Genomic DNA, 24,184 nt, shown 5'->3' on the forward strand with positions numbered 1-24,184 from the left:
AGTCAAAAAGGCGGTCCGCCTGCGCCTAAGAACCCTCATGACCGGAGTCGAATACCGGGATGGGAGTACGATGCGCGCGATTGCCGAAGGCCTTTTTACCGACGAGACGCCAGCACGGCTGGTGGGCGGCCGCAACCGGGAGACCGGCCGGATCGTGTTCCCGTGTCCGCCGGGCGAAAGCCACGAGCCGGTCGCGCTCGCGAGCGAGGGGACGCTGTGGTCCTATACCGTGCAGCGCTTCCGTCCGAAGTCGCCGCCCTACGCCGGCCCGGATGCCTTCGCGCCGTGGATCGTCGCCTATGTCGAACTTGCCGGAGAAGTGATCGTCGAGGCGCGGCTTGACGCCGTCGCGTTCGACGAGGTGAAGATCGGCATGCCGCTGCGTTTCGCCCCCGCGCCGCTCGATCCGGCGGCGGCGGACAGCGTCATGATCCCCGCGTTCGTTCCGGCGGGAGCAACGGCATGAGCGGCGTGTGCATCGTCGGCGTCGGCATTCACAAGTTCGGCCGCACCGAGGAGCTCTCGGGGCTCGACCAGGGCGTCTTCGCGGTGCGCGAGGCGCTGGCCGATGCCGGCATCGAATGGCCGCAGGTCCAGTTCGCCTACGGCGCCTCCGATGCGGCGGGCAATCCCGATACCATGGTCGATCGCCTGGGGCTGACCGGCGTTCAGTTCATCAACGTGCGCAACGGCTGCGCGGCGGGCGGCTCGGCGCTGTTCAGCGCGCAGATGGCGATTGCGTCGGGGCAGTTCGACATCGGCGTCGCGGTCGGCTTCGATAAGCATCCGCGCGGCGCCTTCAACGCGCTGCCGAGCGAATACAACCTGCCCGACTGGTACGGCGAGGCGGGCTTCATGGTCACCACCCAGTTCTTCGCCGCGAAGATCATGCGCTACATGGCGCAGTTCGGCATTTCACAGGAGGCGCTCGGCCGCGTCGCCGAAAAGGCGTTCCGCAACGGGGCGAAGGCGCCCCACGCCTGGCGGCGCACTCCGGTCTCGCTGGAGGAGATCCTCGAGGCGCCGCTGGTGAGCGATCCCTATACGAAGTACATGTTCTGCTCGCCCGCAGAGGGCGGCGTGGCGCTGGTGCTGGCGAGCGAGAAGAAGGCGCGCGAACTCGGCAAGCCGATGATCCGGCTGAAGGCCGCGACCATGCGCACGCGTCCGCCGCACTCGTTCGAGGTTTTCGCGCCCTCGATCGACGTCGTCGCCGACGACAGCGGCCCGCGCGGCACCGCCACGCGGATCGCCTCCGCCGATGCCTTCGCGATGGCCGGAATGGGGCCGGGAGACATCGACGTGGCGCAGCTTCAGGACACCGAGGCGGGCGCGGAGATCATGCACATGGCCGAGAACGGCTTTTGTGCCCACGGCGAGCAGGAGCAGTGGCTGATCGAGGGGCGCACCGAGATCGGCGGCGCGCTGCCGGTCAACACAGACGGCGGCTGTCTTGCCTGCGGCGAGCCGATCGGCGCGTCGGGCCTCAGGCAGGTCTACGAGAACGTCGTCCAGCTACGCGGGCATGGCGGCGAGCGGCAGGTTCCCGGCGATCCCAGGACCGCCTACAGCCACGTCTACGGCGCACCCGGCGTTTCCGCCGTTACGATACTGGAGCGCTAGATGGATATCGATCTATCCCCCGCGGACGCCGCCTTCCGCGAAGAGGTTCGCGCCTTCCTGCGCGAGCATCTGCCGCAGGCGGTGAAGGACGGCGCGGCGGCGACGCCCTCGGTCTTCGTCGAGCCCGACATCGGTCAGGCGTGGAACGCGGTGCTCAACGAGAAGGGCTGGCTCGGCTACCAGTGGCCGAAGGAGCACGGCGGTACGGGCTGGACGCCGGTGCAGCGCTACCTGTTCGAGAAGGAATGCGCCGCGGCCGGCGCGCCCAATCTCACCGTGCTTGGCCTCAAGCTGCTCGCACCGGTGCTCTGGACCTTCGGCAGTCCCGAACAGAAGGCCCACTATCTGCCGCGCATCCTCTCGGGCGAGGATTACTGGTGCCAGGGCTTTTCCGAGCCGGGCGCCGGGTCCGACCTCGCCGGTCTCAAGACACGCGCCGTGCGCACCGATCAGGGCTACGTCGTCAACGGCTCGAAGATCTGGACCACGCACGCCCACCACGCGAACATGATGTTCACGCTGGTGCGCACCAACACCGAGGTCAAGAAGCAGGCGGGCATCTCGTTCCTGCTGATCGACCTCGCGTCGCCCGGAGTCTCGGTCCGCCCGATCCTGACCACGGCGGGCGATCACGAGGTCAACCAGGTGTTCCTCGAAGATGTCGTCGTCCCCGCCGAGAACCTCGTCGGCGAGGAAGGACAGGGCTGGACCATCGCCAAGTTCCTGCTCGAGAACGAGCGCGGCGGTTCGTGTCACGCGCCCCGGCTGCGCTATGACCTCGACCAGATCATCGGCGCCGCGCGCGAACAGGGCGACGGCGCCGGGGGCAGGCTTTCGGACCAGACCGACTGGCGCCGGCGGATCGCAGCCGCGCGGCTTTCGCTCGAGGCGTTGGAGATGATCGAGCTCAAGATCATCTCCGATATCGCCAAGGGCAAGAAGCCCGGCCCGCAAACCTCGCTGACCAAGCTGCTCGCTTCGAACCTGCGCCAGGACATCGACCTGCTCGCGATCGACCTGCTGGGTCCCGCCGGTCTCCAACTCGAGACGGTGCGCCCGCTCTACGGCCCCGATGCCCCCGAGCCGGTTCATTCCAAGAGCGCGCAAGTCGCCGCGGCGCGCTATCTCAACAGCCGGGCCTGGACCATTTTCGGCGGGACCAACGAGGTCCAAAAGACGATCATCGCCAAGTCGGTCCTCGGTCTGTGACGGGCCGCCGGCGAACCAGGCCATACCATCAAAGGGAGAGAGTCCGCCAATGCAGCTCAACCGCGAGGCGCTGACCCGCGCCTACCGCCAGATGAAGCTCATCCGCGAGTTCGAGGAGCGGCTCCACGAAGAGATCCAGACCGGTGAGATCGCCGGCTTCACCCACCTCTACTGCGGGCAGGAGGCGGTCGCCGTCGGCGTGTGCGAGCACCTGAGCGAGCGCGACAAGATCGTCTCGACCCATCGCGGTCACGGCCACTGCCTCGCCAAGGGCTGCGACGTCGAGGGCATGATGAAGGAGATCTGGGGCAGCCAGGAGGGCCTTTGCAACGGCAAGGGCGGCTCGATGCACATCGCCGACATCGACAAGGGCATGCTCGGCGCCAACGGCATCGTCGGAGCAGGCGCGCCGATTGCGGTGGGCGCGGCGCTCTCCAACAAGATCGACGGGCCCGATGAGAACGGCCGCCTTGCGGTCTCGATCGCCTTTTCGGGCGACGGCGCCTGCAACCAGGGCACGACATTCGAGGCGATGAACCTCGCGGTCGTCACCAAGGCGCCGGCGATCTTCGTCTTCGAGAACAACCACTATTCCGAGCACACCGGCGATGCCTACGCGGTCGGCACCAGCAACGACATCGCCAGCCGCGCCGAGGCCTTCGGGATGAAGGTCTGGCGCGCCAGCGGCGTCGACTTCTTCTCGGTCTACGACTGCATGCGCGAAGTGCTCGAATTCGTGCGCACGCCGGGCAACGGCCCGGCCGCGGTCGAGTTCGACACCGAGCGCTTCTTCGGCCACTTCGAGGGCGATCCGCAGCGCTATCGCGGCAAGGGCGAACTCGATCGCCTGCGCGCCGAGCGCGACTGCATCAAGATCTTCCGCGCCAGCGTGACCGGCGCGAAACTGCTCGAGGACGCGGACCTCGACGCGATCGACGCCAATGCGCTCGCCGCGATCGAGAAGGCGGTCGAGGAATCGCGTAAGGCGCCTCGGCCCACGGCCGAGAACGTCCTCGAAAACGTCTACATCAGCTACTGAACGGCGGGAGCGAGACCATGGCAAAACTGATGTACCGCGACGCCATTCGCAACACGATCTTCCAGGAAATGCAGCGCGACGAGCGTGTCGTCGTTCTCGGCGAGGACGTCGTGGGCGGCATGGGCACGGCGGGCGGTCCCGAGGCGATCGGCGGCATCTGGTCGACCTCGGTCGGCTTGTACGAGGCTTTCGGGCCCGACCGGGTGATCGACACGCCGATCTCGGAAAGCGCGATCATGGGGGCGGCGGGCGGCCTCGCGCTCGCGGGCAAGCGCCCCGTCGCCGAGATCATGTTCGCCGACTTCCTCGGCGTATGCATGGACCAGCTCTGGAACCAGATCGCCAAGTTCCGCTACATGTTCGGCGGCAAGTCGATCTGCCCGGCGGTGATCCGCATGCCGGCCGGCGCCGGCTACAACGCCGCCGCGCAGCACAGCCAGATGATCAGCCAGTTCGTCACCAACATGCCCGGCCTCAAGGTCGTCATGCCAGCGACGCCCGCCGACGCCTGCGGCCTCTTGCGCCAGGCGATCCGCGACGATGATCCGGTGGTCTTCCTCGAGCACAAGTTCCTCTACGCGATGAGCGGCGAGGTGCCCGACGATCCGGACTACTGCATCCCGTTCGGCCATGCGCGGCTGGCGCGCGCCGGCGAGGACGTGACGATCGTCGCCTCGGGCATGATGGTCGGCTATGCCGAGACCGCCGCCGACGACCTCGCGCATGACGGCATCGGTTGCGACGTGATCGACTTGCGCACGACCTCGCCGCTCGACGAGGAAGCGATCCTCGATTCGGTCGAGGTGACGGGCCGCCTCGTCATCGTCGACGAGGCGCCGCCGCGCTGCAATCTCGCCACCGATATCGCCGCGCTCGTCGCCGGCAAGGCCTTCGCCAGCCTCAAGGCGCCGGTCGAGATGGTCACCGCGCCGCACACGCCCGTGCCGTTCGCGCGCGAACTCGAAGGCGCCTACCTGCCGAGCCCGGTCAAGGTCGCCGCCGCCGTGCGCAAGACGCTTGCATACTGATGATGAGGAGGGACGGGGCATGAGCCGCATCCGCGCCTTCACGATGCCCAAGTGGGGTATCGAGATGACCGAGGGCACCATCGCCGAGTGGATGGTGAAGGAAGGCGACAGCTTCAAGCGCGGCGATACGCTGTGCCTGATCGAGACCGCCAAGATCACCAACGAGGTCGAAGCCGAATACGACGCCACCGTGCGCAGGATCGTGGTTGCCGGTGGCGAGGACGCCGAACCGGTCGGCGCGCTGCTCGCGGTGTTCGACGACGGCAGCCATTCCGACGCCGACATCGCGGCCTTCGTCGAGGGTTTCAAGCCCGCCGAGGGCGGTCTCGCGCAAGGCGCGGGCAAGGCGAAGAAGGAGCCGGAGCCCGAACCCACGATCGCCGCGCCCGCCGAGGTCGAGAAGCGACGCATCAAGATCGACACCAACCGCCCGATCAGCCCAGAGGCGCTACGGCTCGCCGAGGAGGAGGGCGTCGACATCGCTGCGATCGAGGGATCGGGCCGCAACGGCCGGATCACCCACCAGGACGTGGTCAGGGCGTTGCGCGGTCCCGCCTCGCCGCGTCTCCGCGGCACGCTCGCGGTCGAGGAAGACGATCTCGCGGTGCTCGCCTCGCCGCTCGCGCGGCGGATCGCGGCGATGAACGGCATTGCTCTTGCCGGCGTGACGGGAACCGGCGCGCGCGGGCGCATTTCGAAGGCCGACGTGATAGCGCTGATGCCCGAGCCGGGCGGCGGCGCGGGGGTCGGCATGCCCGAGTTCCGCCCGGGCGAGAATCGCCCCGAGGTCATACCCTTCGACCGCGTCCGCAAGGTGGTGGCGCAGCGGCTGAGCGCGGCCAAGCAGGAGATTCCCCACTTCTATCTGCGCACTTCCGCCCGGGTCGACGCGCTGCTCGAGATGCGCAAGACCGCCAACCTCGTGCTCGGCTGCAAGGCGAGCGTGAACGACTGGCTGGTCAAGGCCTCGGCCATGGCTCTGACGCGGCATCCCGAGGTCAACGTCCAGGTCCACGGCCAGGAGATTCACCGCTTCCCCCAAGCCGACGTCTCGATCGCCGTGGCGAGCCCCAAGGGCCTCGTCACGCCTGTGGTGCGCCAGGCGAATCGCATGCGGATCGACCAGCTCGCGGCGGAAACCCGCCGCCTGATCGATAAGGCGCAAGGCAAGGGCCTCTCGATGGAGGATATGGAAGGCGGCACCTTCTCGGTCTCCAACCTCGGCATGTTCGGTATCGAGAACTTCGATGCGATCATCAATCCGCCGCAGGGCGCGATCCTCGCGGTGGGCACGGCGGCGCGGGTGCCGGTCGAGACCGAGGGCGGGATCGCCTTCGAGACGCGGATTTCCTTCACCCTCTCGGTCGATCACCGCGCCATCGATGGCGCGGCGGGCGCGCAATTCCTCGCCACGCTCAAGGACCTGATCGAGAACCCCGAAGGGATGTTCGCATGACCGTGGGACCGCTCAGGGCGCTCGGCGAGGTGATCCAGCTCGCGTACTATCCGAGCGATTTCGACGCGGCGCTCAAGTACTGGACCGAGACGGTCGGCGTCGGCCCCTTCTTCGTGCTCAACGACGTCCGGCTTGGCGAGATGAAGTACAAGGGCGAGCCGACCGATGCGGTGTTCTCGATGGCGATCGGCTACTGGGGTGACATCCAGATCGAGCTGATCAGGACCGACAGCACCGAACCCTCGCTCTACGTCGGCGAATATGCCGTACGCGACCGGCTGCATCACGTCTGCGTCTTCGTCGACGACATCGCGGTCGCGCGCAAGGCCTGTGCCGAGGCCGGCGCCGAGGTCATCGTCGAGGGCAAGGTGGGCGAGGACGGCGCAGTGATCTACGTCGATCCCGGCCAGGGCCCGGGTTTCGTGATCGAATACCTCCAGCCGATGGCGGGCTCGGAAGGGCTGTTCCAGATGATGAAGGACGCGGCCGCCGATTGGGCCGGCTCCGATCCGGTGAGAGTGCTTCAATGACCGTGCTTCAGACCAATCCCGGGGCGATCTCGGACCATGCCCACGCGATGGGCGCGAAGGTCGAGGCCTTCGTACGCGATGTGATCGTGCCCTACGAGAAGGACGCGCGGCGCGATCATCACGGCGCGCCGACCGACGAGCTCGTCAACGAGATGCGTGCGAAAGCGCGCGAGGCGGGCGTGCTCACGCCTCACATCCGCGAGGACGGCACGCATCTCTCCCAGCGCGAGACCGCCTATGTGCTGATCAAGTCGGGCCTCTCCCCGCTCGGACCGCTGGCGTGCAACACGTTCGCGCCCGACGAGGGCAACATGTACCTCATCGGCCACGTCGGTTCGCCGGAGCTGAAGGCGCGCTTCCTCGCGCCGCTGATCTCGGGCGAGGCGCGTTCGGCGTTCTTCATGACCGAGCCCGCCGACTGGGGCGGGGCGGGCTCGGACCCCTCGATGATGAAGACCACTTGTCGCAAGGACGGCAATCACTGGATCGTCAGCGGCCGCAAGACCTTCATCACCGGCGCGCAGGGGGCGAAAGTCGGCATCGTCATGGCCGCCTCGGCCGAGGAAGAGACCAAGGGCGGCGCCTGCATGTTCCTCGTCGACCTGCCCGATCCGGCGATCCGCATCGACGAGATTCCCAACACGATCGACAACTCGATGCCCGGCGGCCACGCGACGCTCACCATCAACGACCTGCGCATTCCGGCGGACCAGATGCTCGGCCAGCCGGGCGAGGGCTTCAAGTACGCGCAGGTGCGCCTCTCGCCCGCGCGGCTGTCGCACTGCATGCGCTGGCTGGGCGCCTGCATCCGCGCGCAGGAGATCGCCACCGACTACGCCTGCCGCCGCGAGGCCTTCGGCAAGGTGCTGATCGACCACGAGGGCGTCGGCTTCATGCTGGCGCAGAACAAGATCCTGATCGAGCAGTGCGAGCTGATGATCGACTGGTGCGCCGCGGTGCTCGACACCGGATCGCTGGGCACGGTCGAAAGCTCGATGGCCAAGGTTTCGGTCAGCGAGGCGCTGATGACGATCGCGGACAACTGCGTGCAGGTGATGGGCGGCACCGGCGTGACCGACCGGACGGTGGTCGAGCAGGTATTCCGCGAAGTGCGCGCGTTCCGCATCTACGACGGCCCGACCGAAGTTCACAAATGGTCGCTCGCCAAGAAGATCAAGCGCGGCTGGCGCGAGGCGCAAGCCGGCGAATGAGCACGGGCGCCGACGTCAACACCGGCACCACGGCGGTGCGCGCGGGCTTCGGCTTCGACGAGGCCGCGCTCGAAGGCTGGCTGCGCGGCAATGTTGAGGGCTATGCCGGGCCGCTCACGGTCGAACAGTTCAAGGGTGGCCAGTCGAATCCGACCTACAAGCTGACGACGCCGGGCGCGCGCTATGTGCTGCGCCGCAAGCCGCCGGGCGATCTGCTCAAGGGCGCGCACGCGGTCGATCGCGAGGCGCGGGTGCTGACCGCGCTGCACGGCGTGGGCTTCCCGGTCGCGAAAGTGCATGGTCTGTGCACCGACGAGGCGGTGATCGGCACATGGTTCTACGTGATGGAGATGGTCGAGGGCCGGATCTTCTGGGACGCGACCGTGCCCGGCGTCCCGAATGCCGAGCGCGCGGCGATCTTCGATGCGATGAATGCCACGATCGCGCAGCTTCACGCGTTCGATCCGGAGGCGATCGGGCTGGGCGACTACGGCAAGCCGGGCAATTACTTCGCGCGGCAGGTCGGGCGCTGGTCGCGGCAGTACCGCGAGGACGAGGCGGCGGGGCGTGACGCCAACATGGACCGGCTGATCGACTGGCTCGAGGCGGAGATGCCCGAGGACGATGGCCAGGCGAGCGTGATCCATGGCGACTTCCGCATCGACAACATGATCTTCGCGCCCCACGGGCCGCGCGTTCTGGCGGTGCTCGACTGGGAGCTTTCGACGCTCGGCCATCCGGGCGCCGACTTCGCCTATCATGCGATGATGTACCGCATGCCGCCGCACATCGTCGCGGGGCTGGGCGGCGCGGATATCGCCGCGCTCGGCATCCCGAGCGAGGATGACTACCTCGCGGCCTATTGCCGCCGGCGCGGCCTGCCCGGCATGCCGGACTACGGCTATTACATGGCGTTCAACTTCTTCCGCCTCGCCGCGATCTTCCATGGCATCAAGGGCCGCGTGATCCGCGGCACCGCCGCCAGCGCTCAGGCGAAAGAACGCGCCGAAATGGTTCCCGAACTCATGGCGCTGGCCTGGCGGCAGGCCGAGAGGGCCTGAGCCGGACGCCCGGCCCGACCGCACGCTCAGGCCGGGACCGGCAGACCCGCGAGTTGCAGCGCGCCGTCTAGCGCGTCGCCGAGCGGCTCTGACAGCCGCGCGATGGTCCGCGCGCGCAGCCAGTCGCGCATGCGGTGCGACAGACCGCCGACGAGAACGCAGCGCGGCGCGCCGCGTTCGAAGATCGTCTCGACGAAGCGCTCGACGTGCCCCGCCGCGTCCTCGACGATCGAGCGGGCGATCGGGTCGCCGTCCTCGGCATGGTCCATCACCATGGGCGCGAAGGCGGCGTAGTCGCCGGGGGCGGCGTCATCCATCCAGGCGATCGCCTCGGCGGGGTCGTGGCCGAACCGCTCGGTCACGGCAGTCGACAGCCGCGTGCGCTGAGTCCGCCCGTCGAGCGCGCGCAAGGCGTGGCGCATCGCGCTCAGGCCCAGCGCGGCGCCGCTGCCCTCGTCCGAAATGGGAAAACCGTATCCACCGATGGTGAAGCGCCGGTCCGCGACTTGCACGAATGCGACGCTGCCCGTGCCCAGGATCAGCGTCGCGCCGTCGGCGCCGCTGTGCGCGCCGATATTGGCGATCGCCGCGTCGGTCTCGTAAGCGACCGAAGCGAAGGGGAAGCGCAGCGTCTCGAGCTGTTCGGGCATGCCGGGCCGCGAGATCCCGGCGATGCCCATGCCGGCGTGGATCTCGCCCACTTGCGCGGGCGAAAGCCCGGCCTGCGCGATCGCCTGGTCGGCGGCTTGCGATAGCGTGGCGAAAAGTTGGTCGAGGCCGACGCGGGCGTTGGCCGGGCCGGAAAGCCCGGTGCCGAGGATCGCGCCGGTCTCGTCAGTCAACCGGGCCCGGCAATTGCTGCCGCCCGCGTCGATGCCGAGGTACCGGCGCATCACGGCAAAACCCCGCTGCCGGCCGGGGAGCCGACAGCGGGGCCGCGAGGTACCACGGGATCAGAACTTGAATTCGGCGAGCATGTTGAAGGCCCGTCCGCGCGGATCGGCGACGCGCGGTTCCCACGAGCTGCCGCTGCCGTAGTTGCTGTCGTACGAGATCGCAAAGGGCGGGTCCTTGTCGAACAGGTTGGTCACGCCGGCGGTGAACTTCACACCCTCGATGCCGGTGTAGCTGACCGAAAGGTTGTAGTAGATGTAGTCCTTCACCTTCGTGATGTCGCAGCACGGGTCGAAGGTTCCCGCCTCGACACCCGGCAGCACCTGGTTGTCGTAGCCCGAGCGGAAGATCTGCGTGAGCGTGACGATCCAGTCCTCGGTTCCGTAGCTGACGTAGGCGTTGTGCTTCCACTTGAGGCCGAGGTCTGCCGCGAGCGAATAGACGCCGAGCTGGTCGATCGTGTCCGAACCGGCCGCGACCTTCTCTTCCTTCTTGAGCAGCCAGGTGCCGTCGAGGCCGACGCCGATCTGTCCCGGTCCGACCGGGAAGACGCCGCGCACGGTGAAGTCGATGCCCTCGGTGGTGGTTCCGCCGGTGTTGACGTAAGTGTTGTCGACCGCGACCAGCTGGCCGTTCTCGTAGATGAACTGGTCCTTGAACAGATCGTAGAACTGGAACAGGTACTGCAAGGGCAGCGTCTGGATCGTGTTCTTGCGCTTGATCAGCCACCAGTCGGCCGAGACGGAGATGTTACGCGTCGGCATGAAGACCACGCCGGCGCTGTATTCGTCGGCGGTTTCGGGCCCGAGATCGAGACGGCCGCCGGTGATCACCTCGAAGGTCTGGCCATTGGCGGTCGAGAGTGCCGGGCAACCCGCCTCGGCGTTGACGACGCCGCCCGGGCACTTCGACGGATCGGCGTAGTCCGCGCCGGTGTAGGTCGCCGAAGTCGACGGGTTGAAGATCTGGTTGAAGGTCGGCACGCGGAAGGCGGTGTTGAACGACCCGCGCAGCAGGATCGGCTCGAACGGCCGGTACTTGAGCGAGATCTTCGGGTTCGTGGTGGTGCCGAAGCCCGAATAGTCGTCGATGCGGCCCGCGGCGGTCAGCTCCATGCCCTCGATGATCGGTACGAGCAGTTCGGCGTAGGCCGCCTTGATGTCGCGGTGCACACCGTCGAGCGCGTTGCCGTTGTCGAACGGCGCGGCGAAGATCGTCTGCGGATCGGTGCGGGTATCGCCGGTGAACTCGTATTCCTCGCGGCGATAGTTGATGCCTGCGGCGATCTTCACGGTGCCGGCGGGAAGCTCGAACAACGAGCCGGAGACCGAGGCATCGGCTTCCTTGACCGAGTACTTGCCGCTGTAGAGCGTGACGCCGTTGGCCGAGGCGGCCGCCAGCGCGGCGAGGCCTTCGGCGGACTGCTCCTCGCCCGGGAACAGGAACGGATCGACGTAGCCGCTGTTGAGCGCGGCGACGAGCGCGTCCTGGTAGTAGTAGCCCTCTCCGACCTTCGAACGGCCCTTGCTCTGCGCGTACATCGCGCCGACCTGGTAGTCCCAGTCGCCGAACAGCGGGCCGCTCATGTCGAGCACCGCGCGCAGCGTGTCGTTCTTGGTCTTGAGCTGGCGCTCGCCGCATTCGAGGCAGCGCCAGCGATAGGAGAAGCCGGCGCCGTAGGGGATGGTCTCCTCCAGTTCCGGGAAGGCGTTGACCAGGGTATTGTAGATCCGCGCGTACTTGGCGTCGTTCACGCCCTCGACGAGCGAGAAGGAGTAGTTGCGCGAGGAACTCGGCGTGATCTGGATCTGCGAGAAACGCTTGTCCGATTTCGCCGATGAGCCCGAGATCTCGAAGGCCAGTTCATGCTCGCCCAGGCGCTTCACCGCGCGGCCGTAGTAGGTGATCGTCTCGATCTGCTGCTGCAGGTAGACGTTGCGGCCGGTGTCGAAGGTGCAGGCGAGGCCGTTCGAGGGCGCACCCCAGACGTCGGTGTCGTAGTCGCCCATCAGGTCGAACGTGTCGCAGCCCGGCTGTCCGGGCAGGCGCAGGATGTTGACGCCGCCGGTCGCGCGCTGATCGGCGGTACCCGGGATGATCGGCATCGCCGCGCCGTTGGGGAAGGCGCTGCCGCCGAAGGGGACGATCGTGGCGAACGGAGTGCCGCGCGTGTCCACGCCGAGGCCCCGGTCCTTCTGGAAGGTGTTGACGAAGTCGCGCTGCCGCGCCTGCAAGGCGCCGCGATAAGTGTAGCCGACCGTCGCCATGACGTTGAAGCCCTGCTCGTCGAGGTCGCCGACGCCGGCGATCGCCGAGAGGCGGTAGACCGGCGAATCGCCTTCGTCGGTGATGTCGGTGAAGGCGCTCGCGCCGATCCCGGTGAAGTCCTTGCGGGTGATGAAGTTGATCACGCCGCCGACCGCGTCGGTGCCGTAGATCGCCGAGGCGCCGTCCTTGAGCACTTCGACGCGGTCAAGCGCGGTGAAGGGGATCTGGTTCACGTCGACCGCGGCGCCGGTGAGGCCGTGCGCCGAGACGCGGCGGCCGTTGAGCAGGATCAGCGTGCCGCCCGGTCCCTGGCCGCGAAGGTTGGCGAACGAGGTGCCATTGTTGCCGCGCCGCGTGGAATCGACGACGTCGGAGTTGCTGGCGAGATTGTCCGCGCCCGAGCCGTTGTTCGGCAGGAACGCGAGGAGCTGTTCGGGGCTCGAGATGGCGTTGCGCTGTAGTTCGACGTTGGTGACGATCTGCAGGGGCAGGGCGCTGTCGTTCGGGTCCTGCTTGATGCGCGAGCCGGTGACGAGGATCTCGCGCTCGGACGAAGCGCTCCGGCGCTCCGGATCGCTCAGCGTGGTGGCGCCGCTTTCGGGCGTCTCGGCACCGGTCGGCGTGGCGGCCGGCCTGGTCGATTGCTCCTGCGCCCAGGCCGCGCCGGGAAGCGCGGCGATCCCGAGCAGTGCGGTCGAGCACGTCAGCGCCGCCCTGGTGATGACAAAACAGCCCATTTTCTAAACCCCCATGTTTCTAAGCCCTGATGACAATTGTGACGCATTGTCCTGCATCGCGTCATACTAACCCTTTACCCACCTATAACCGATTGGCATTATCACTGATTATCAATGACTTGTGTCTTACGCCGGGCGATTTGGCCATGCTTGACAGCAAGCCCTCCGAAAGCCGAGCGTCAGCACGCGGTGGGGCGGCTGGAAACAAGACATGGCGATCGAAGCGGGGGCTCTCGATACAGAGCTGAAAACAAACGAAATGGCGGCTGCGCAGGCGGTCCGGCCGCGAAACTGGCGATTGCTTGGCCTTTACTTGCTGCTCGGCTTTTCCGCCGGGTTGCCGTTCTACATGTTCAATGCGGTGCTCACGCTTCGGCTCGCGCGCCATGGCGTCGACATCGCGGTAATCGGTTTCTTCGCCTGGGTGGCGCTGCTGCCGACCTTCAAGTTCGCCTGGGCGCCCGTGCTCGAACGCTTCGAAGTGCCCGGTTTCGGCCGCTTCTGGGGCAAGCGGCGTGGCTGGATCATGCTCTCGCAGCTCGGAATCTTCACCTCGATGCTGTCGATGGCAATGACCTCGAGCGACGAGAGCCTGCCGCTGACCGCGCTCTTCGCGGTGCTGCTCGCGTTCTGGACGACGACGCTGGAAATCGCCGCCGACGGCTGGCGCATCGAGCTGGCGCCGACCCAGGCGGAGCAGGGTCCGGTGGTGGCCGCGAACCTGTGGGGCTACCGCAGCGCGATGGTCGCGGCGGGCAGCGGCGCGGTCTACGTCGCGGCCAAGGCGGGCTGGACCTGGGCCTATCTGGTGATCGCGATCGCCGCTTTTCTGCCCTTCCCGATCCTCGCGATGATGCGGCCCGATCCGGATGCGGTCGGTTCGCGCGGCGCGGCGCTCGGCACGGGGATCGTCGCGAGCCTCGCGATCCTTTCCGCGACCACGATCGCGGCCGCGGTCGTCGGCGGCATCGCGCTCGAACTGGCGGGGGCGGCCGGAGTCGGTGCCGACAGCGACGTGACGCCTGTTGTGTTGGCGATCTGCCTGCTGCCATTCGTGCTGCTCGCGGCCGCCTTGCCGCGTATCCGCCGCATGGGGCCGGACGCGCCCGCGCGCCGTTCGGCCGCCATCGGTCCTTACGTAGATATTTTCTGGCGCTACGGCTTCGCGGCCTTGCCGGTGCTGGTGTTCGTCTCGTTCTACCGCATGGGCGACGTGCTGACGCTGACGCTCTCGCACCCCTTGTGGAACGCGGCGGGGTATAGCCTGGAGGAAATCTCCATGGCTGACGGCGTGGTCGCGCTCACCTGCAGCATGGCGGGCGTGGCGATCGGCGGCTGGATGGCGGGACGCTGGCGAATGGGCTGGGCGCTGGCGATCGGCGCGGTGGCCTCGGCGGTGGGCAACTGGGTCTTCACCTGGCTGTGGTGGGCGCCGCGCGAATCCTGGGTGCTTTACGTCGCCGCGGGCATCGACCAGTTCGGGCATGGGCTCGCCGGCGCGGTCTTCGTCGTCTACCTCTCGCTGCTGGTCAATCCGCGCTATCCCGGCGCGCAATACGCCTTCCTTTCTGGCTTCGCATTCCTCCTGCCACGCCTGCTCGCCGGCGCTTCGGGGGCGATCCAGAAGGTCATCGGCTACGATGGCTTCTTCATCATGTCGGGCGCGATGAGCCTGGCCGCGGTGCTGTTCCTGCCGGTGATCGTGCGCGCCGTGCCGCGCAAGTCCGACATGCCTCCCGAGGAAGACGCACCGTGATCGAGGCGGTCGCCGACGCGGCATTCGCGCCCGCCGCCGCCTCGGTCGAGGCCGGCCGCATTCCCGGCGCGGTGCTCGGCATCGTCACCGCGGACGGCCGGCAGGCGGTGCGCTGCGCCGGCATGGCCGCGCTCGAGCCCGAGCCCGAGGTTCTGACGCCCGGGCACTGGTTCGACCTCGCCTCGGTCTCCAAGGTGATCGCCACGACGACAATGGTGCTCACCCTCGCGGAGCAGGGCCGGATCGACCTCGATCGTCCGCTCACCGACGCGATCCCCGACTTGCGCCAGTACGACATCGCCGCCGCGCCCGAGCGCGCGCTGACCTTTCGCGACTGCCTCGCGCACCGCACGTTCCTGCCCGCGGTCGAGCCGATCTACACGTATGGCGACGATCCCGAACGGCTGCGCGCCTTCGTGCTCCAGCGCCAATGGAAGCATGGCCCGCCGGTCTATTCGGACATCAATTTCCTCTATCTGGGCATCGCGGTCGAGCGGGTGACGGGCCGGCCCTTGTCCGACTGGCCGCTCGGTGCCGGGCTGGGCTACGGCCCGCCGCCGGGCCCCGCCGTCGCCACCGAGCGCTGCATGTGGCGCGGGCGGGTGATGAAGGGCGAGGTCCACGACGAGAACTGCTTCGCGATGGGCGGTGCGACCGGCCACGCGGGGCTTTTCGGCACGGTCGCCGGTGTGCTCGGCTTCGCGCGCGGCCTGCTCGACGGCAGTGGTGCCTCGCCCGCCACGCTCGCCGCGATCCGCGAGCGCTGCGAGGGCGACCGTACGTGCGGCTGGGAGCGGCGCTTCGCGGGCTGGCCGGGCGGCGCGGCGTGCTCGGACGAGACCATCGGCCACACCGGCTTCACCGGCACCGGCCTGTGGATCGACTTCGCGCGCGGGCTGGCCTGGACCCTGCTCACCAACCGCGTCCATCCCACACGCCACGCCGACAGCGGCATCTTCGCGCTGCGTCCCGCGACCGGTGATGCGCTGATCGGCGCGTGGGACGCGGCGCAGTAGGCTCGAGGCTCAGTTTCCCTCGGCGAAAGCGACCAGGGCGCGGTCCATGAACGCGGTCGCGGCGACATCGTCGGGCACGTCGTTGGCATAGGCTGCGAAGGTGTAGGTCCGCCCGCTCTTCGCGGTGAAGTATCCGGCCAGTGCGTTGGTCGCGTTGAGCGAGCCGGTCTTGGCGGTGATCTCGCCGAACAGCGACGTTCCGGCGAAGCGCCGGCCCAGCGTGCCGTCGGTGCCGCCGACGGGCAGCGACGCCCGCCACTCGTCCCCCCAGGTCTGCCGCGCGATCCAGTCGAGCAGCCGCACCATCGCGCGCGGGGTGACGCGGTTGTAGCTCGACATGCCCGAACCGTCCGACAGGCTTATCCCCGCTTCGGGCACGCCCGCCGCCGCGAACATGCCGCGCACCAGCGCTTGGCCGTCCGCGATCGATCCGCCTCCGCGAATGCGCGCGAGGCGGCGCAACAGCAGTTCGGCGTGGAGGTTCTGACTGAGCTTGTTGATCGTGACCACGTCCTCGCGGAGCGGCGGCGGATCGAGCTTCGCGAGCGCGGCTTGCGGCGCCGGACCCGGGGGCGCGGCCTCGCCGCGCTGTTCGGGATCGTCTTCGGGCAACAACGGGCGGTGCATGGCTTCGGGCATGTGCTCGACGGTGACCCCGCGCGCGCGCAGCATCCCGGTCAGCAGCCATGCGGCGTAGTGCGCCGGATCGTCGACCCCCAGCCGCAGCGTTTCGGGCGCGGCGCCCGTGCCGATCGTGCCGGTGACGATCAGCGTCGGGCTGCCGGGCATGCGGTCGTAGCCGATGCGTTCCTCGCTGCCCGCAACGGTGCGTGCGAGGTTGCGGACCTCGTAATAGGCAGGGAGCGCCACCAGCGGCGGTGCGCCTTCGGGGCCCGGCGTGACGACGGCGCGAATCTCGTTGTCGTCCACGCTGAGCGCCGAAATCCCGGTGCCCGAGCGGGTGGGAATGTTGTTCCAGCTCATCCCTGGGCTCCAGCGCTGGTCGGGAAAGGCGCGGTCGTCGCCGATGACACGGCCCACGCGCCGGCTTCCGGCGGCGATCGCGTCGGCCAGTGTCGCAAGGCAGTCGCGCACGCAATCGGGCGCGGAGGACATCCGCGCGTCGCCGAAACCGGCAAGAACGACGTCGGGCGCCTTGCGCTTCGCGCCGGGGACGAGGCGGACGCTTGCCCCGCCGCCGCCGTCGGGCAGCTCGAGCGTGCCGCCCGTCGTCCAGTAGGCGGCGGCGGTGGTGACGATCTTGGTGTTCGAGGCGGGCATGAAGCGCCCCTCGGGATCGATGGCAAGAACCTCGCGCCCGCTCTCGTCGGCGACCACCAGTCCCCAGCGCGTGCCCGGCCCGGCTTCGGCGAGAATCGCCGCGACCCGATCGTGCAGTGCATCGGCCAGCGCCGGCAGCGGCTGGACGAGGATCGCGAGAGCCGCGCCGAGGCGCAGCAGGACGGCATGGGAGGCGCGGCGGTGCATCGCGCGATGGTAAGGCGGCGGACCCGCGCGGCAAGCCCCGGCGACGCATATTGAGCCTTCCCCCCGGCATAACCCTAGGGCATGCCGTCATGGCTGCGCCCTTGCCGCCACGATCTCGCCCCGCCAGACTTGGCGGCGATGACCACTTTTCCCAAAGCCGTCGCGGCGCTGTGGCTGGCGCTGCTGCTCGCGCTCGTTCCCGCCCGCGCCGCCGATGTCGGGGATCTCGCCGAGGCGCTGGCGATGCCGGTGTCTTCCGGGCTCGTCGGGGCCGAGGAGGCGGAGCGTTTCGCCTGGGTGGTCAACGCGGGGGGCGTGCGCAATATCCATGTCGGCGGGCCGGACCTGCCCGCGCGGCAGGCGACCCGCTATACCGCCGACGACGGCATGGAACTCTACGAACTCGCCTGGAGCCGCGATGGACGCAGGCTCGCCTTCACGCGCGGCGGCGACGCCGAGTTTCCCGACGGCACCATCCCCAACCCCGGCCATCTGGCCGAGCCGCCTCGGCAGGAAGTGCTCGTCATGGCCGTTCCCGGCGGCGCGCCGCACGTTATCGGCGAGGGGCACGCGCCGGTCTTCGGGCCTGACGGGACGCTCGCCTTCACGCGCAAGGGCGAGATCTGGCTCTGGCGCGCGGGACGCGAAGCGAGGAAGGTCGCAAACGTCGACGGCACGATAAGCCGCCTGCAATTCTCGCCCGACGGCAAGCGGCTGCTGTTCCAGAACGATCGCGGCGATCATGCCTTTGTCGGCCTGTTCGAGATCGGCGCGCGGCATTTGCGCTATCTCGGAGCCGGGCTGTCCTATTCGGTCGAGCCCGTGTTCTCGCCCGACGGCGCGCAAGTCGCCTTCATTCGCTTCGTCAGTCCGCCCGCCGGGGGCGATGACGGGAGTGCGTCCTACTGGTCGATCGTCGTCGCCGATCTTTCCAGCGGTTCGGCCCGCGTGCTCTGGCGCGCGCCCGCAGGCGAGGGCGGCAGCTACTACGGCACGCGCCAGCGCAACTTGTACTGGACCGCGCAAGGCAAGCTGATCTTCCCGTCCGAGCGCGACGGCTGGCTCCACGTCTATGCGCTCGACGCCAGGGCGGGCGGCACGCCGCGGCTGCTGACGCCGGGGCGCTTCGAGGTGGAGACCTTCCTGCCGACGCGTGACGGCAAGGGCGTGATCGTCGTCGCCAACGTCGATGAGACCGACCGCCACGTCATCTGGAGCGCGCCCGTCGCGGGCGGGCCGATGATCCGGGCAGCGGGCGCCTCGCAGGGCAGCGAGAGCTTTCCGGTGCTTGCCGGGGACGCGATGGCCTATATCGCGACGGGCCCCACGCGGCCGGCGCATGTCATTCTCGCCAACGTCGGACCGATGGGGCCCGTCGCCGAACTTGAAGGCGCGGCGATGCCCGAGCCGGTGACCTTCCGGGCAGGCGACGGGGTGACCGTCCACGGCCAGCTCTTCGCGGGCGCCGGGCCGGGGCCGCATCCCGCGCTGGTCTTCGTCCACGGCGGGCCGCGTCGCCAGATGCTCACAGGCTTTCACCCGATGGGCTATTACTCGAACGCCTATGTCCTCAACCAGCACCTCGCGGCGAAGGGCTACACCGTGCTCTCGGTCAACTACCGCAGCGGGACCGGCTACGGCCGCGCCTTCCGCGAGGCGCCCGAGACCGGGCGCGACGGAGCGAGCGAATACCGCGACGTACTGGCTGGCGGCCGCTGGCTGGCGGCGCGCGGCGACGTCGATCCCCGGCGCATCGGCATCTGGGGCGGGAGCTGGGGCGGCTACCTCTCGGCGCTGGCACTCGCGCGCGACAGCGAGCTGTTCGCGGCAGGCGTCGATTTCCACGGCGTTCACACCATGCTGCGCGACCCGTCCGACAGCCTCTCCCCGGAGGCGCAGGCAAAGGCACGCGACCTGCAATGGCAAAGCTCGCCGTTCGGAGCGCTCGATTCCTGGCGCTCGCCCGTGCTGCTGATTCACGGCGACGACGACCGCAACGTCGACTTCGGCCAGTCATTGCTGCTCGCGCGCGAACTTGCCGCGCGGCAGGTGCCTTTCGAGGAACTGGTCTTTCCCGACGAGCGCCACGAATTCTTCCGTCATGCCGATTGGCTGGCGAGCTATCGCGCCACGGTCGATTTCCTCGACCGCAAACTGATGAACCCGGAGGCCACGCCGTGAAGCGGATCTTGTCGACGCTGGTGCTGGGGATTGCCGCCAGCCTTTTCGCGGTCCCTTCGGCCTGGGCGCAGGGCGCGACGCTGATCACAGGTGCGCGGGTGTTCGACGGCACCGGCGCGGCGGCCCGGGTGACCGACGTGCTGGTCGATGGCGACCGGATCGTCGCGGTCGGGCCGGATCTCGCCGCGCCCGACCGCGCCGAGCGGATCGACGGCAGCGGCAAGACGCTGATCCCCGGCCTTCACGACCTGCACACGCACTTGCGTTCGCCCGCCTACGACGCGCCCGAGGATCTCGGCAAGGCCTACGCCGGATACCTGCTGAGCGGTGTGACCACGGTCGACGACTTCTCGGTCTCGGGCGAGATGATCGCGCCGATCCGCGCGCTGGTGACGCAGCCTGGCGGGCTCTGGGCGCCGCATCTCGAAGAAGCGGTGCGCTTCGGCGTTCCGGGCGGCCACGGCACCGAATACGGCTGGGGCAACTTCTTCACGCTGCAAGTCGCTACCGAGCGCGCCGCGCATCTCGCGACGCCGCTGGCGCTGTCCTACGATCCCGATCTCATCAAGGTCTTCGCCGACGGCTGGCGCTATGGTCGCGACGCGGATCTCAACTCGATGAACGAAGCGACGCTGGCCGCGATCGTCGCGGACGCGCATGCCGCGGGCAAGCCGGTAATCACTCACACGGTGACGCTCGAGGGCGCGAAGGTCGCGGCGGCGGCGGGGGTCAACGCGGTCGGCCACGGTGTCGGCGATGCGCTCATCGACGATGAACTGATCGGCCTGATGCGCGAGCACGGCACCGCCTATGTCGCGACGCTGGTGGTTTACGAGCCGCAGCAGACGCGCGCCTTTGCTCCGGGCGAATGGGCGCAGTTCACGCCCGATGAGCGCGCTCGCGAAGTCGAGGCGCGCGCCGGGCCGGCCGAGCCCGTCGCGGCCTACGATGCCAAGCGCTGGGCGATCATGCGCGAGAACATCCGTAGGCTGAAGAAGGCGGGAATTGCGGTCGGCATCGGCACCGATGCCGGGATCGGCGGCGTCTACCACGGCCCGGCCACCGTGCGCGAGATCTGGTGGCTGACGAAGCTCGGCTTCACCCCCGCCGAGGCGCTCGTCGCGGCAACGCGGACCAGCGCGGCGATCATCGGCCAGGACGCGGACCACGGCACGATTCAGCCGGGCAAGCGCGCCGATCTGGTGTTGATCGACGGCAAGCCCGACCGCGACATCGCCGACTTGTGGAAGGTCTCGCGCGTCTGGGTCGGCGGACGCGAGGCGCCGCTCGCGGCGTTGCGCCAACTCGCCGAGGCAGCGGCGCCGACGCCGATGCCGGTGCGCGCGATGCGCGGCCCGATCGACAGTAGCACGCGCGCCGATGGGCGCACCGATCTCGATACGCTGCCGGTCGAAAGCACCGATCCGGGTGTCGACCATAGCGAACTGATCGCGGTCTCGCCCGGTGGCGAGGCGCGGCATCGCTTTCTCGTGGCGCGGATGGGCGCCGCTCCCCGGCCGTTCGCGCAATGGGTGCTGCCGTTCACGCGCGGGACGATCGACGTCGCGGACGCCAGCAGGTTTACCGGCATCGAGATCGCCCTGCGCGGCGCGGGCACCTATCGCGTCGAACTCGAAAGCTATGGCCTGCGCAAGCGCGACTGGTTCGCGAGCGAGATCGAGGCCGGAGAGACGATGCGCACCGTGCGCATCCCCTTCGCGGAATTCGAGAGTAGGGGCGAGGCGCAGGCGCTCGATCTCAAGGCACTGCGCGCGCTGGCGATCGAACTCTCGGCCGAACCGGGCGGCCGGGCCTGGCTCGAACTGGGCGCCGTGCGCTTCTACTGAGCCGTGCCGTTCACTCGACCGGCGGGGCGCGCAGCACGGCGTCGTCGAGTTCGCCTTCCCAGCGCGCGACGGTGGTCGTCACGGTCAGGTTGGCGACCGCGCTCGGCACGGTGCGGGTCATGTCGAGCAGCCGGTCGAAGGGCAGCACGAAGCCGACCACCAGCGCGGTCTGCTCGGGGCTGACGCCCGCCGCCGAAAGCACTGCGGCGAGCATGAACAGCGAGGCGGAGGGCACCGGCGCGGTGCCGAAGGCGGCAAGCGCGCCGGTGAGCAGCACAAGCGCGTAGATCGTCGGTGTCAGCGGCGTGCCGAATGCCTGAAGCGCGAACATCGAAAGCAGGCCGACGTACATAGCGGTGCCATCCTTGCCGATACTCGCGCCGAGCGGCAGCACGGTCGAGGCAATCGAGCGGCCGACGCCGAGGTTGTTCTCGGCGATGCGCATCGCCACCGGCAGCGTCGCGCCGCTCGATGCGGTGGAAAAGGCGACCGCGAGCGCATCGGTGATCTCGAACAGGAAGCGGCCCACGGGCACGCGCGCCAGCAGCCTGAGGATCAGCGTATGCGTGAGGAGGATCTGGATCGCCGAGCCGAGCACCACCGCCAGCGCCAGCCAGGCGACGTTGACGAAGACCGCCATGCCGTTTTGCGCCACGGCGTTGGCGATCAGCGCGAAGACGCCGAAGGGGGTCGCCTCCATGACGATGCCGACCATGCGCAGCAGCACCGCCGAAGTCGATTGCAGCAAGCTCGCGAAGGGCTTGCCCGCCTCGCCCGCCAGCACCGTCGCGACGCCGACAAGGATCGCGACGAAGATCAGCGCCAGCATGTCGCCCCGGGCGAGCGCGTCGACGATGTTGAGCGGGATGATGCCGATGAGCTGGTCGTAAGGCGTCACCGGCTCGCCCAGCGCATACGGCGCGGCGCTGCCGAGCGGAACACCCTCGCCCGGCCGGACGAGCACCGCGACGAGCATGCCCACCGCCACCGCGATCGCGGTGGTCAGCGCGAAGAGCCCGACCGCGCGTCCGCCGACGCTGCCCAGCCGCCGGGGATCGGCGAGCGTGGTGATTCCCGAGGCGATCGTCACCAGCACGATCGGCGCGACCAGCATGCGGATCGCGCGGACGAACAGGTCGCCCATGAACTGCACCCAGGGCGTCGCCGAGGGCGCGACGATCGCGAAGGCGAGCCCGAGCACCAGCGCGGCCAGCACGCGCTTCCACAAGGGTATCGCGAACCAGCGGCGCAGCATCGTCAGGGGCACGATCCTTCGGGCGGACGATGCGGCAGGGCCCGGCCCGCGGCGGCGCCGGTCAGCTTGCCGCCGTCGACCGCGATGCGGCCGTTGACGAGCACGGTGCGCACGCCCGTCGCGGTCAGTTCGGGCTGCTGGTAGGTCGCGCGCGCCGCGTAGGTTTCGGGATCGAACACCACGACGTCGGCGAAGGCCCCAGGCCGCAGGTGGCCGCGATCGGCAAGGCCGAACCAGTCCGCCGTCGTCGCCGAGCTGCGGTCGATGAATTCGCGCGTGGTGAGGACGTGTTCGTCCTTCGTGTACTTCGCGTATTTTCGCGCGAAGCTGCCGTAGACGCGCGGATGCGCGGTCGAGGCGTCGGAATCGGTCATGACCCAGGGCTGGCGCATGAACGCCTTGATGTCGTCCTCGGACATGTTGAACGAGATCGTCGCCGGGTCCGCCTCGCGGATCACGGCGATGGCGGCGTCGACCGGATCGAGGCCCAGTTCCTTCGCCACGGCATCGAGATAGCGGTCGCGATAGCGGCCCTCGACGATCAGCAGCTTGGACGCGCCGCCGCGCCGCCGCATGTTCTCGGCCATTTCGGCATGGAGCCGCTCGGCAAGACCGGCATCGTCGAAGCGCGCGAGCAACGCCTTGCGCCCGCCGTCCTGCGCCCAGAGCGGCACCAGCGAGGCGACGAGGCTCGTCCCGCTCGCCGACCAGGGATACTGGCTGGCGGTGGCATCGACGCCCTCGGCGCGCACCTTCTCGATCGCGGCGATGACTTGCGGGGCCATGCCCTGAACGTCGACGCCGAGCGCCTTGATATGCGAGATATGCACCGGGATCGGCGCCTCGCGGCCGATGCGCAGGGTTTCGCCGACCGCCGCGAGCAGGCCGATGTTGTAGTTGGCCTCGTCGCGCATGTGGGTGTCGTAATGCCCGCCCATGCGCCCCGCCTCGGCGGCGAGGGCAATCACTTCCTCGGTCTTCGAAAAGCTCTGCGGGGCGTAGAACAGACCGGTCGAGAGGCCGATCGCGCCCTGGCACATCGCCTCGTGGACGAGCCCGCGCTCCTTGGCGAGTTCGGTCTCGGTGGGCGCGCGCCGGTCCATGCCGATCACTCTGGCGCGGATCGTGCCGAAGCCGGTGAAGACGGCGAAATTGATGCCAGTGGGCTTCGTCTCGGCGCCGGCGAGAAGTTGGCCAGCCTCGATCGGGCCGCCGCCGTCGTTGCCGATGAAGGCGGTGGTCACGCCTTGCAGCAGGAAGGCGGGCACGAGCCGCGCCTGCGCGTCGTCCGACGTGAGCGCGGCTTCCATGTGGGTGTGCGGATCGACGAAGCCGGGCGCGACGATCATCCCGCGCGCATCGATCTCGCGCGGGGCCTCGATCGCGAGGTCCGGCCCCACCGCGAGGATGCGGTCGCCTGCGATCGCGACGTCGCCGGTGAACGCTTCGCCCCCGCCGGGGTAGATCGTGCCGCCGCGAATCACGAGGTCGGCGCCGCCGGGCGGCGGGGGCGCGGAAACGCAGGCGCCGGTCGCCGCGAGAAGCGCCGCGAGCGCGCAGCCGCGCAAGGCGGAAACCCTGAAAC

18 protein-coding genes are annotated in these 24,184 nt (G+C 68.8%); 13 read left to right on the forward strand and 5 right to left on the reverse strand.

The window, feature by feature from the left end; all coding sequences use genetic code 11:
• Positions 1 to 70 precede the first annotated feature (70 nt).
• The 9 genes from B2G71_RS01590 to B2G71_RS01630 are packed head-to-tail and all read left to right on the forward strand — an operon-like array spanning position 71 to position 9,157.
• Complete coding sequence (locus B2G71_RS01590; protein WP_098104008.1) at positions 71 to 466, forward strand: OB-fold domain-containing protein; 396 nt, start codon at positions 71 to 73, stop codon at positions 464 to 466.
• The gene (locus B2G71_RS01595; RefSeq protein ID WP_098104009.1) at positions 463 to 1,623 is read left to right on the forward strand and encodes a thiolase family protein; all 1,161 of its coding nucleotides are present in this window, start codon (positions 463 to 465) and stop codon (positions 1,621 to 1,623) included. Before B2G71_RS01590 ends, B2G71_RS01595 begins: the two co-directional genes overlap by 4 nt.
• Positions 1,624 to 2,832 (forward strand): acyl-CoA dehydrogenase family protein, encoded by a 1,209-nt coding sequence (locus tag B2G71_RS01600; RefSeq protein ID WP_098104010.1) that lies wholly within the window; start codon positions 1,624 to 1,626, stop codon positions 2,830 to 2,832.
• Positions 2,833 to 2,881: 49 nt separating this feature from the next.
• The gene (locus B2G71_RS01605) at positions 2,882 to 3,871 is read left to right on the forward strand and encodes a thiamine pyrophosphate-dependent dehydrogenase E1 component subunit alpha (protein WP_098104011.1); all 990 of its coding nucleotides are present in this window, start codon (positions 2,882 to 2,884) and stop codon (positions 3,869 to 3,871) included.
• A 17-nt stretch (positions 3,872 to 3,888) separates the two neighbouring features.
• Positions 3,889 to 4,899, forward strand: coding sequence for an alpha-ketoacid dehydrogenase subunit beta (locus tag B2G71_RS01610; RefSeq protein WP_098104012.1), 1,011 nt, complete (start codon positions 3,889 to 3,891; stop codon positions 4,897 to 4,899).
• A 19-nt stretch (positions 4,900 to 4,918) separates the two neighbouring features.
• On the forward strand, positions 4,919 to 6,355 hold the full coding sequence (locus tag B2G71_RS01615; RefSeq protein WP_098104013.1) for a 2-oxo acid dehydrogenase subunit E2: 1,437 nt from the start codon (positions 4,919 to 4,921) through the stop codon (positions 6,353 to 6,355).
• Positions 6,352 to 6,885, forward strand: a complete 534-nt coding sequence (locus B2G71_RS01620) for a VOC family protein (protein ID WP_098104014.1) — start codon at positions 6,352 to 6,354, stop codon at positions 6,883 to 6,885. Before B2G71_RS01615 ends, B2G71_RS01620 begins: the two co-directional genes overlap by 4 nt.
• Positions 6,882 to 8,096 carry an acyl-CoA dehydrogenase family protein gene (locus B2G71_RS01625; RefSeq protein WP_240529952.1) on the forward strand — a complete coding sequence of 405 codons (1,215 nt, stop codon included), beginning with the start codon at positions 6,882 to 6,884 and terminating at the stop codon, positions 8,094 to 8,096. Before B2G71_RS01620 ends, B2G71_RS01625 begins: the two co-directional genes overlap by 4 nt.
• Positions 8,093 to 9,157, forward strand: coding sequence for a phosphotransferase (locus B2G71_RS01630; protein WP_098104015.1), 1,065 nt, complete (start codon positions 8,093 to 8,095; stop codon positions 9,155 to 9,157). The genes B2G71_RS01625 and B2G71_RS01630 overlap by 4 nt, the downstream gene beginning before the upstream one ends.
• Positions 9,158 to 9,183: 26 nt before the next feature.
• On the opposite strand, the gene B2G71_RS01635 is transcribed toward B2G71_RS01630, so the two are convergent.
• The gene (locus B2G71_RS01635) at positions 9,184 to 10,050 is read right to left on the reverse strand and encodes a BadF/BadG/BcrA/BcrD ATPase family protein (RefSeq protein WP_206049272.1); all 867 of its coding nucleotides are present in this window, start codon (positions 10,048 to 10,050) and stop codon (positions 9,184 to 9,186) included.
• Between the two features lie 60 nt (positions 10,051 to 10,110).
• The gene (locus B2G71_RS01640; protein ID WP_098104017.1) at positions 10,111 to 13,056 is read right to left on the reverse strand and encodes a TonB-dependent receptor; all 2,946 of its coding nucleotides are present in this window, start codon (positions 13,054 to 13,056) and stop codon (positions 10,111 to 10,113) included.
• A gap of 211 nt (positions 13,057 to 13,267) precedes the next feature.
• Here B2G71_RS01640 and B2G71_RS01645 point away from each other — a divergent pair, with 211 nt between their 5' ends.
• Positions 13,268 to 14,812, forward strand: a complete 1,545-nt coding sequence (locus tag B2G71_RS01645; protein ID WP_240529953.1) for a permease — start codon at positions 13,268 to 13,270, stop codon at positions 14,810 to 14,812.
• A complete protein-coding gene (locus tag B2G71_RS01650) occupies positions 14,809 to 15,828 on the forward strand; it encodes a serine hydrolase (protein ID WP_098104018.1) in 1,020 nt (339 codons plus the stop codon). The genes B2G71_RS01645 and B2G71_RS01650 overlap by 4 nt, the downstream gene beginning before the upstream one ends.
• A 9-nt stretch (positions 15,829 to 15,837) precedes the next feature.
• Here the strand turns inward: B2G71_RS01650 and dacB are convergent, their stop codons facing one another.
• Positions 15,838 to 17,316, reverse strand: a complete 1,479-nt coding sequence (gene dacB / locus B2G71_RS01655; RefSeq protein WP_098104019.1) for a D-alanyl-D-alanine carboxypeptidase/D-alanyl-D-alanine-endopeptidase — start codon at positions 17,314 to 17,316, stop codon at positions 15,838 to 15,840.
• Positions 17,317 to 17,454: 138 nt separating this feature from the next.
• On the opposite strand from dacB, the gene B2G71_RS01660 reads away from it, so the two are divergent.
• Together B2G71_RS01660 and B2G71_RS01665 are read left to right on the forward strand one after the other, a co-directional pair.
• Positions 17,455 to 19,497, forward strand: coding sequence for a prolyl oligopeptidase family serine peptidase (locus B2G71_RS01660; protein WP_098104020.1), 2,043 nt, complete (start codon positions 17,455 to 17,457; stop codon positions 19,495 to 19,497).
• Complete coding sequence (locus tag B2G71_RS01665; protein WP_168176214.1) at positions 19,494 to 21,344, forward strand: amidohydrolase family protein; 1,851 nt, start codon at positions 19,494 to 19,496, stop codon at positions 21,342 to 21,344. Before B2G71_RS01660 ends, B2G71_RS01665 begins: the two co-directional genes overlap by 4 nt.
• Before the next feature lie 10 nt (positions 21,345 to 21,354).
• Here the strand turns inward: B2G71_RS01665 and B2G71_RS01670 are convergent, their stop codons facing one another.
• Complete coding sequence (locus tag B2G71_RS01670) at positions 21,355 to 22,611, reverse strand: dicarboxylate/amino acid:cation symporter (protein WP_346426922.1); 1,257 nt, start codon at positions 22,609 to 22,611, stop codon at positions 21,355 to 21,357.
• Positions 22,602 to 24,167 (reverse strand): amidohydrolase family protein, encoded by a 1,566-nt coding sequence (locus tag B2G71_RS01675; RefSeq protein WP_240529954.1) that lies wholly within the window; start codon positions 24,165 to 24,167, stop codon positions 22,602 to 22,604. The genes B2G71_RS01670 and B2G71_RS01675 overlap by 10 nt, the downstream gene beginning before the upstream one ends.
• Positions 24,168 to 24,184 lie beyond the last annotated feature (17 nt).

This window comes from Novosphingobium sp. PC22D (assembly GCF_002556635.1).
Taxonomy (GTDB): domain Bacteria; phylum Pseudomonadota; class Alphaproteobacteria; order Sphingomonadales; family Sphingomonadaceae; genus Novosphingobium.

Excerpts from the sequence above, each read along its gene's own strand:
- B2G71_RS01590 (WP_098104008.1), top strand. The coding sequence starts at position 71 with ATGCGCGCGATTGCCGAAGGCCTTTTTACCGACGAGACGCCAGCACGG.
- B2G71_RS01595 (WP_098104009.1), top strand. The coding sequence starts at position 463 with ATGAGCGGCGTGTGCATCGTCGGCGTCGGCATTCACAAGTTCGGCCGC.
- B2G71_RS01600 (WP_098104010.1), top strand. The coding sequence starts at position 1,624 with ATGGATATCGATCTATCCCCCGCGGACGCCGCCTTCCGCGAAGAGGTT.
- B2G71_RS01605 (WP_098104011.1), top strand. The coding sequence starts at position 2,882 with ATGCAGCTCAACCGCGAGGCGCTGACCCGCGCCTACCGCCAGATGAAG.
- B2G71_RS01610 (WP_098104012.1), top strand. The coding sequence starts at position 3,889 with ATGGCAAAACTGATGTACCGCGACGCCATTCGCAACACGATCTTCCAG.
- B2G71_RS01615 (WP_098104013.1), top strand. The coding sequence starts at position 4,919 with ATGAGCCGCATCCGCGCCTTCACGATGCCCAAGTGGGGTATCGAGATG.
- B2G71_RS01620 (WP_098104014.1), top strand. The coding sequence starts at position 6,352 with ATGACCGTGGGACCGCTCAGGGCGCTCGGCGAGGTGATCCAGCTCGCG.
- B2G71_RS01625 (WP_240529952.1), top strand. The coding sequence starts at position 6,882 with ATGACCGTGCTTCAGACCAATCCCGGGGCGATCTCGGACCATGCCCAC.
- B2G71_RS01630 (WP_098104015.1), top strand. The coding sequence starts at position 8,093 with ATGAGCACGGGCGCCGACGTCAACACCGGCACCACGGCGGTGCGCGCG.
- B2G71_RS01635 (WP_206049272.1), bottom strand. The coding sequence starts at position 10,050 with ATGCGCCGGTACCTCGGCATCGACGCGGGCGGCAGCAATTGCCGGGCC.
- B2G71_RS01640 (WP_098104017.1), bottom strand. The coding sequence starts at position 13,056 with ATGGGCTGTTTTGTCATCACCAGGGCGGCGCTGACGTGCTCGACCGCA.
- B2G71_RS01645 (WP_240529953.1), top strand. The coding sequence starts at position 13,268 with ATGGCGATCGAAGCGGGGGCTCTCGATACAGAGCTGAAAACAAACGAA.
- dacB (WP_098104019.1), bottom strand. The coding sequence starts at position 17,316 with ATGCACCGCCGCGCCTCCCATGCCGTCCTGCTGCGCCTCGGCGCGGCT.
- B2G71_RS01660 (WP_098104020.1), top strand. The coding sequence starts at position 17,455 with ATGACCACTTTTCCCAAAGCCGTCGCGGCGCTGTGGCTGGCGCTGCTG.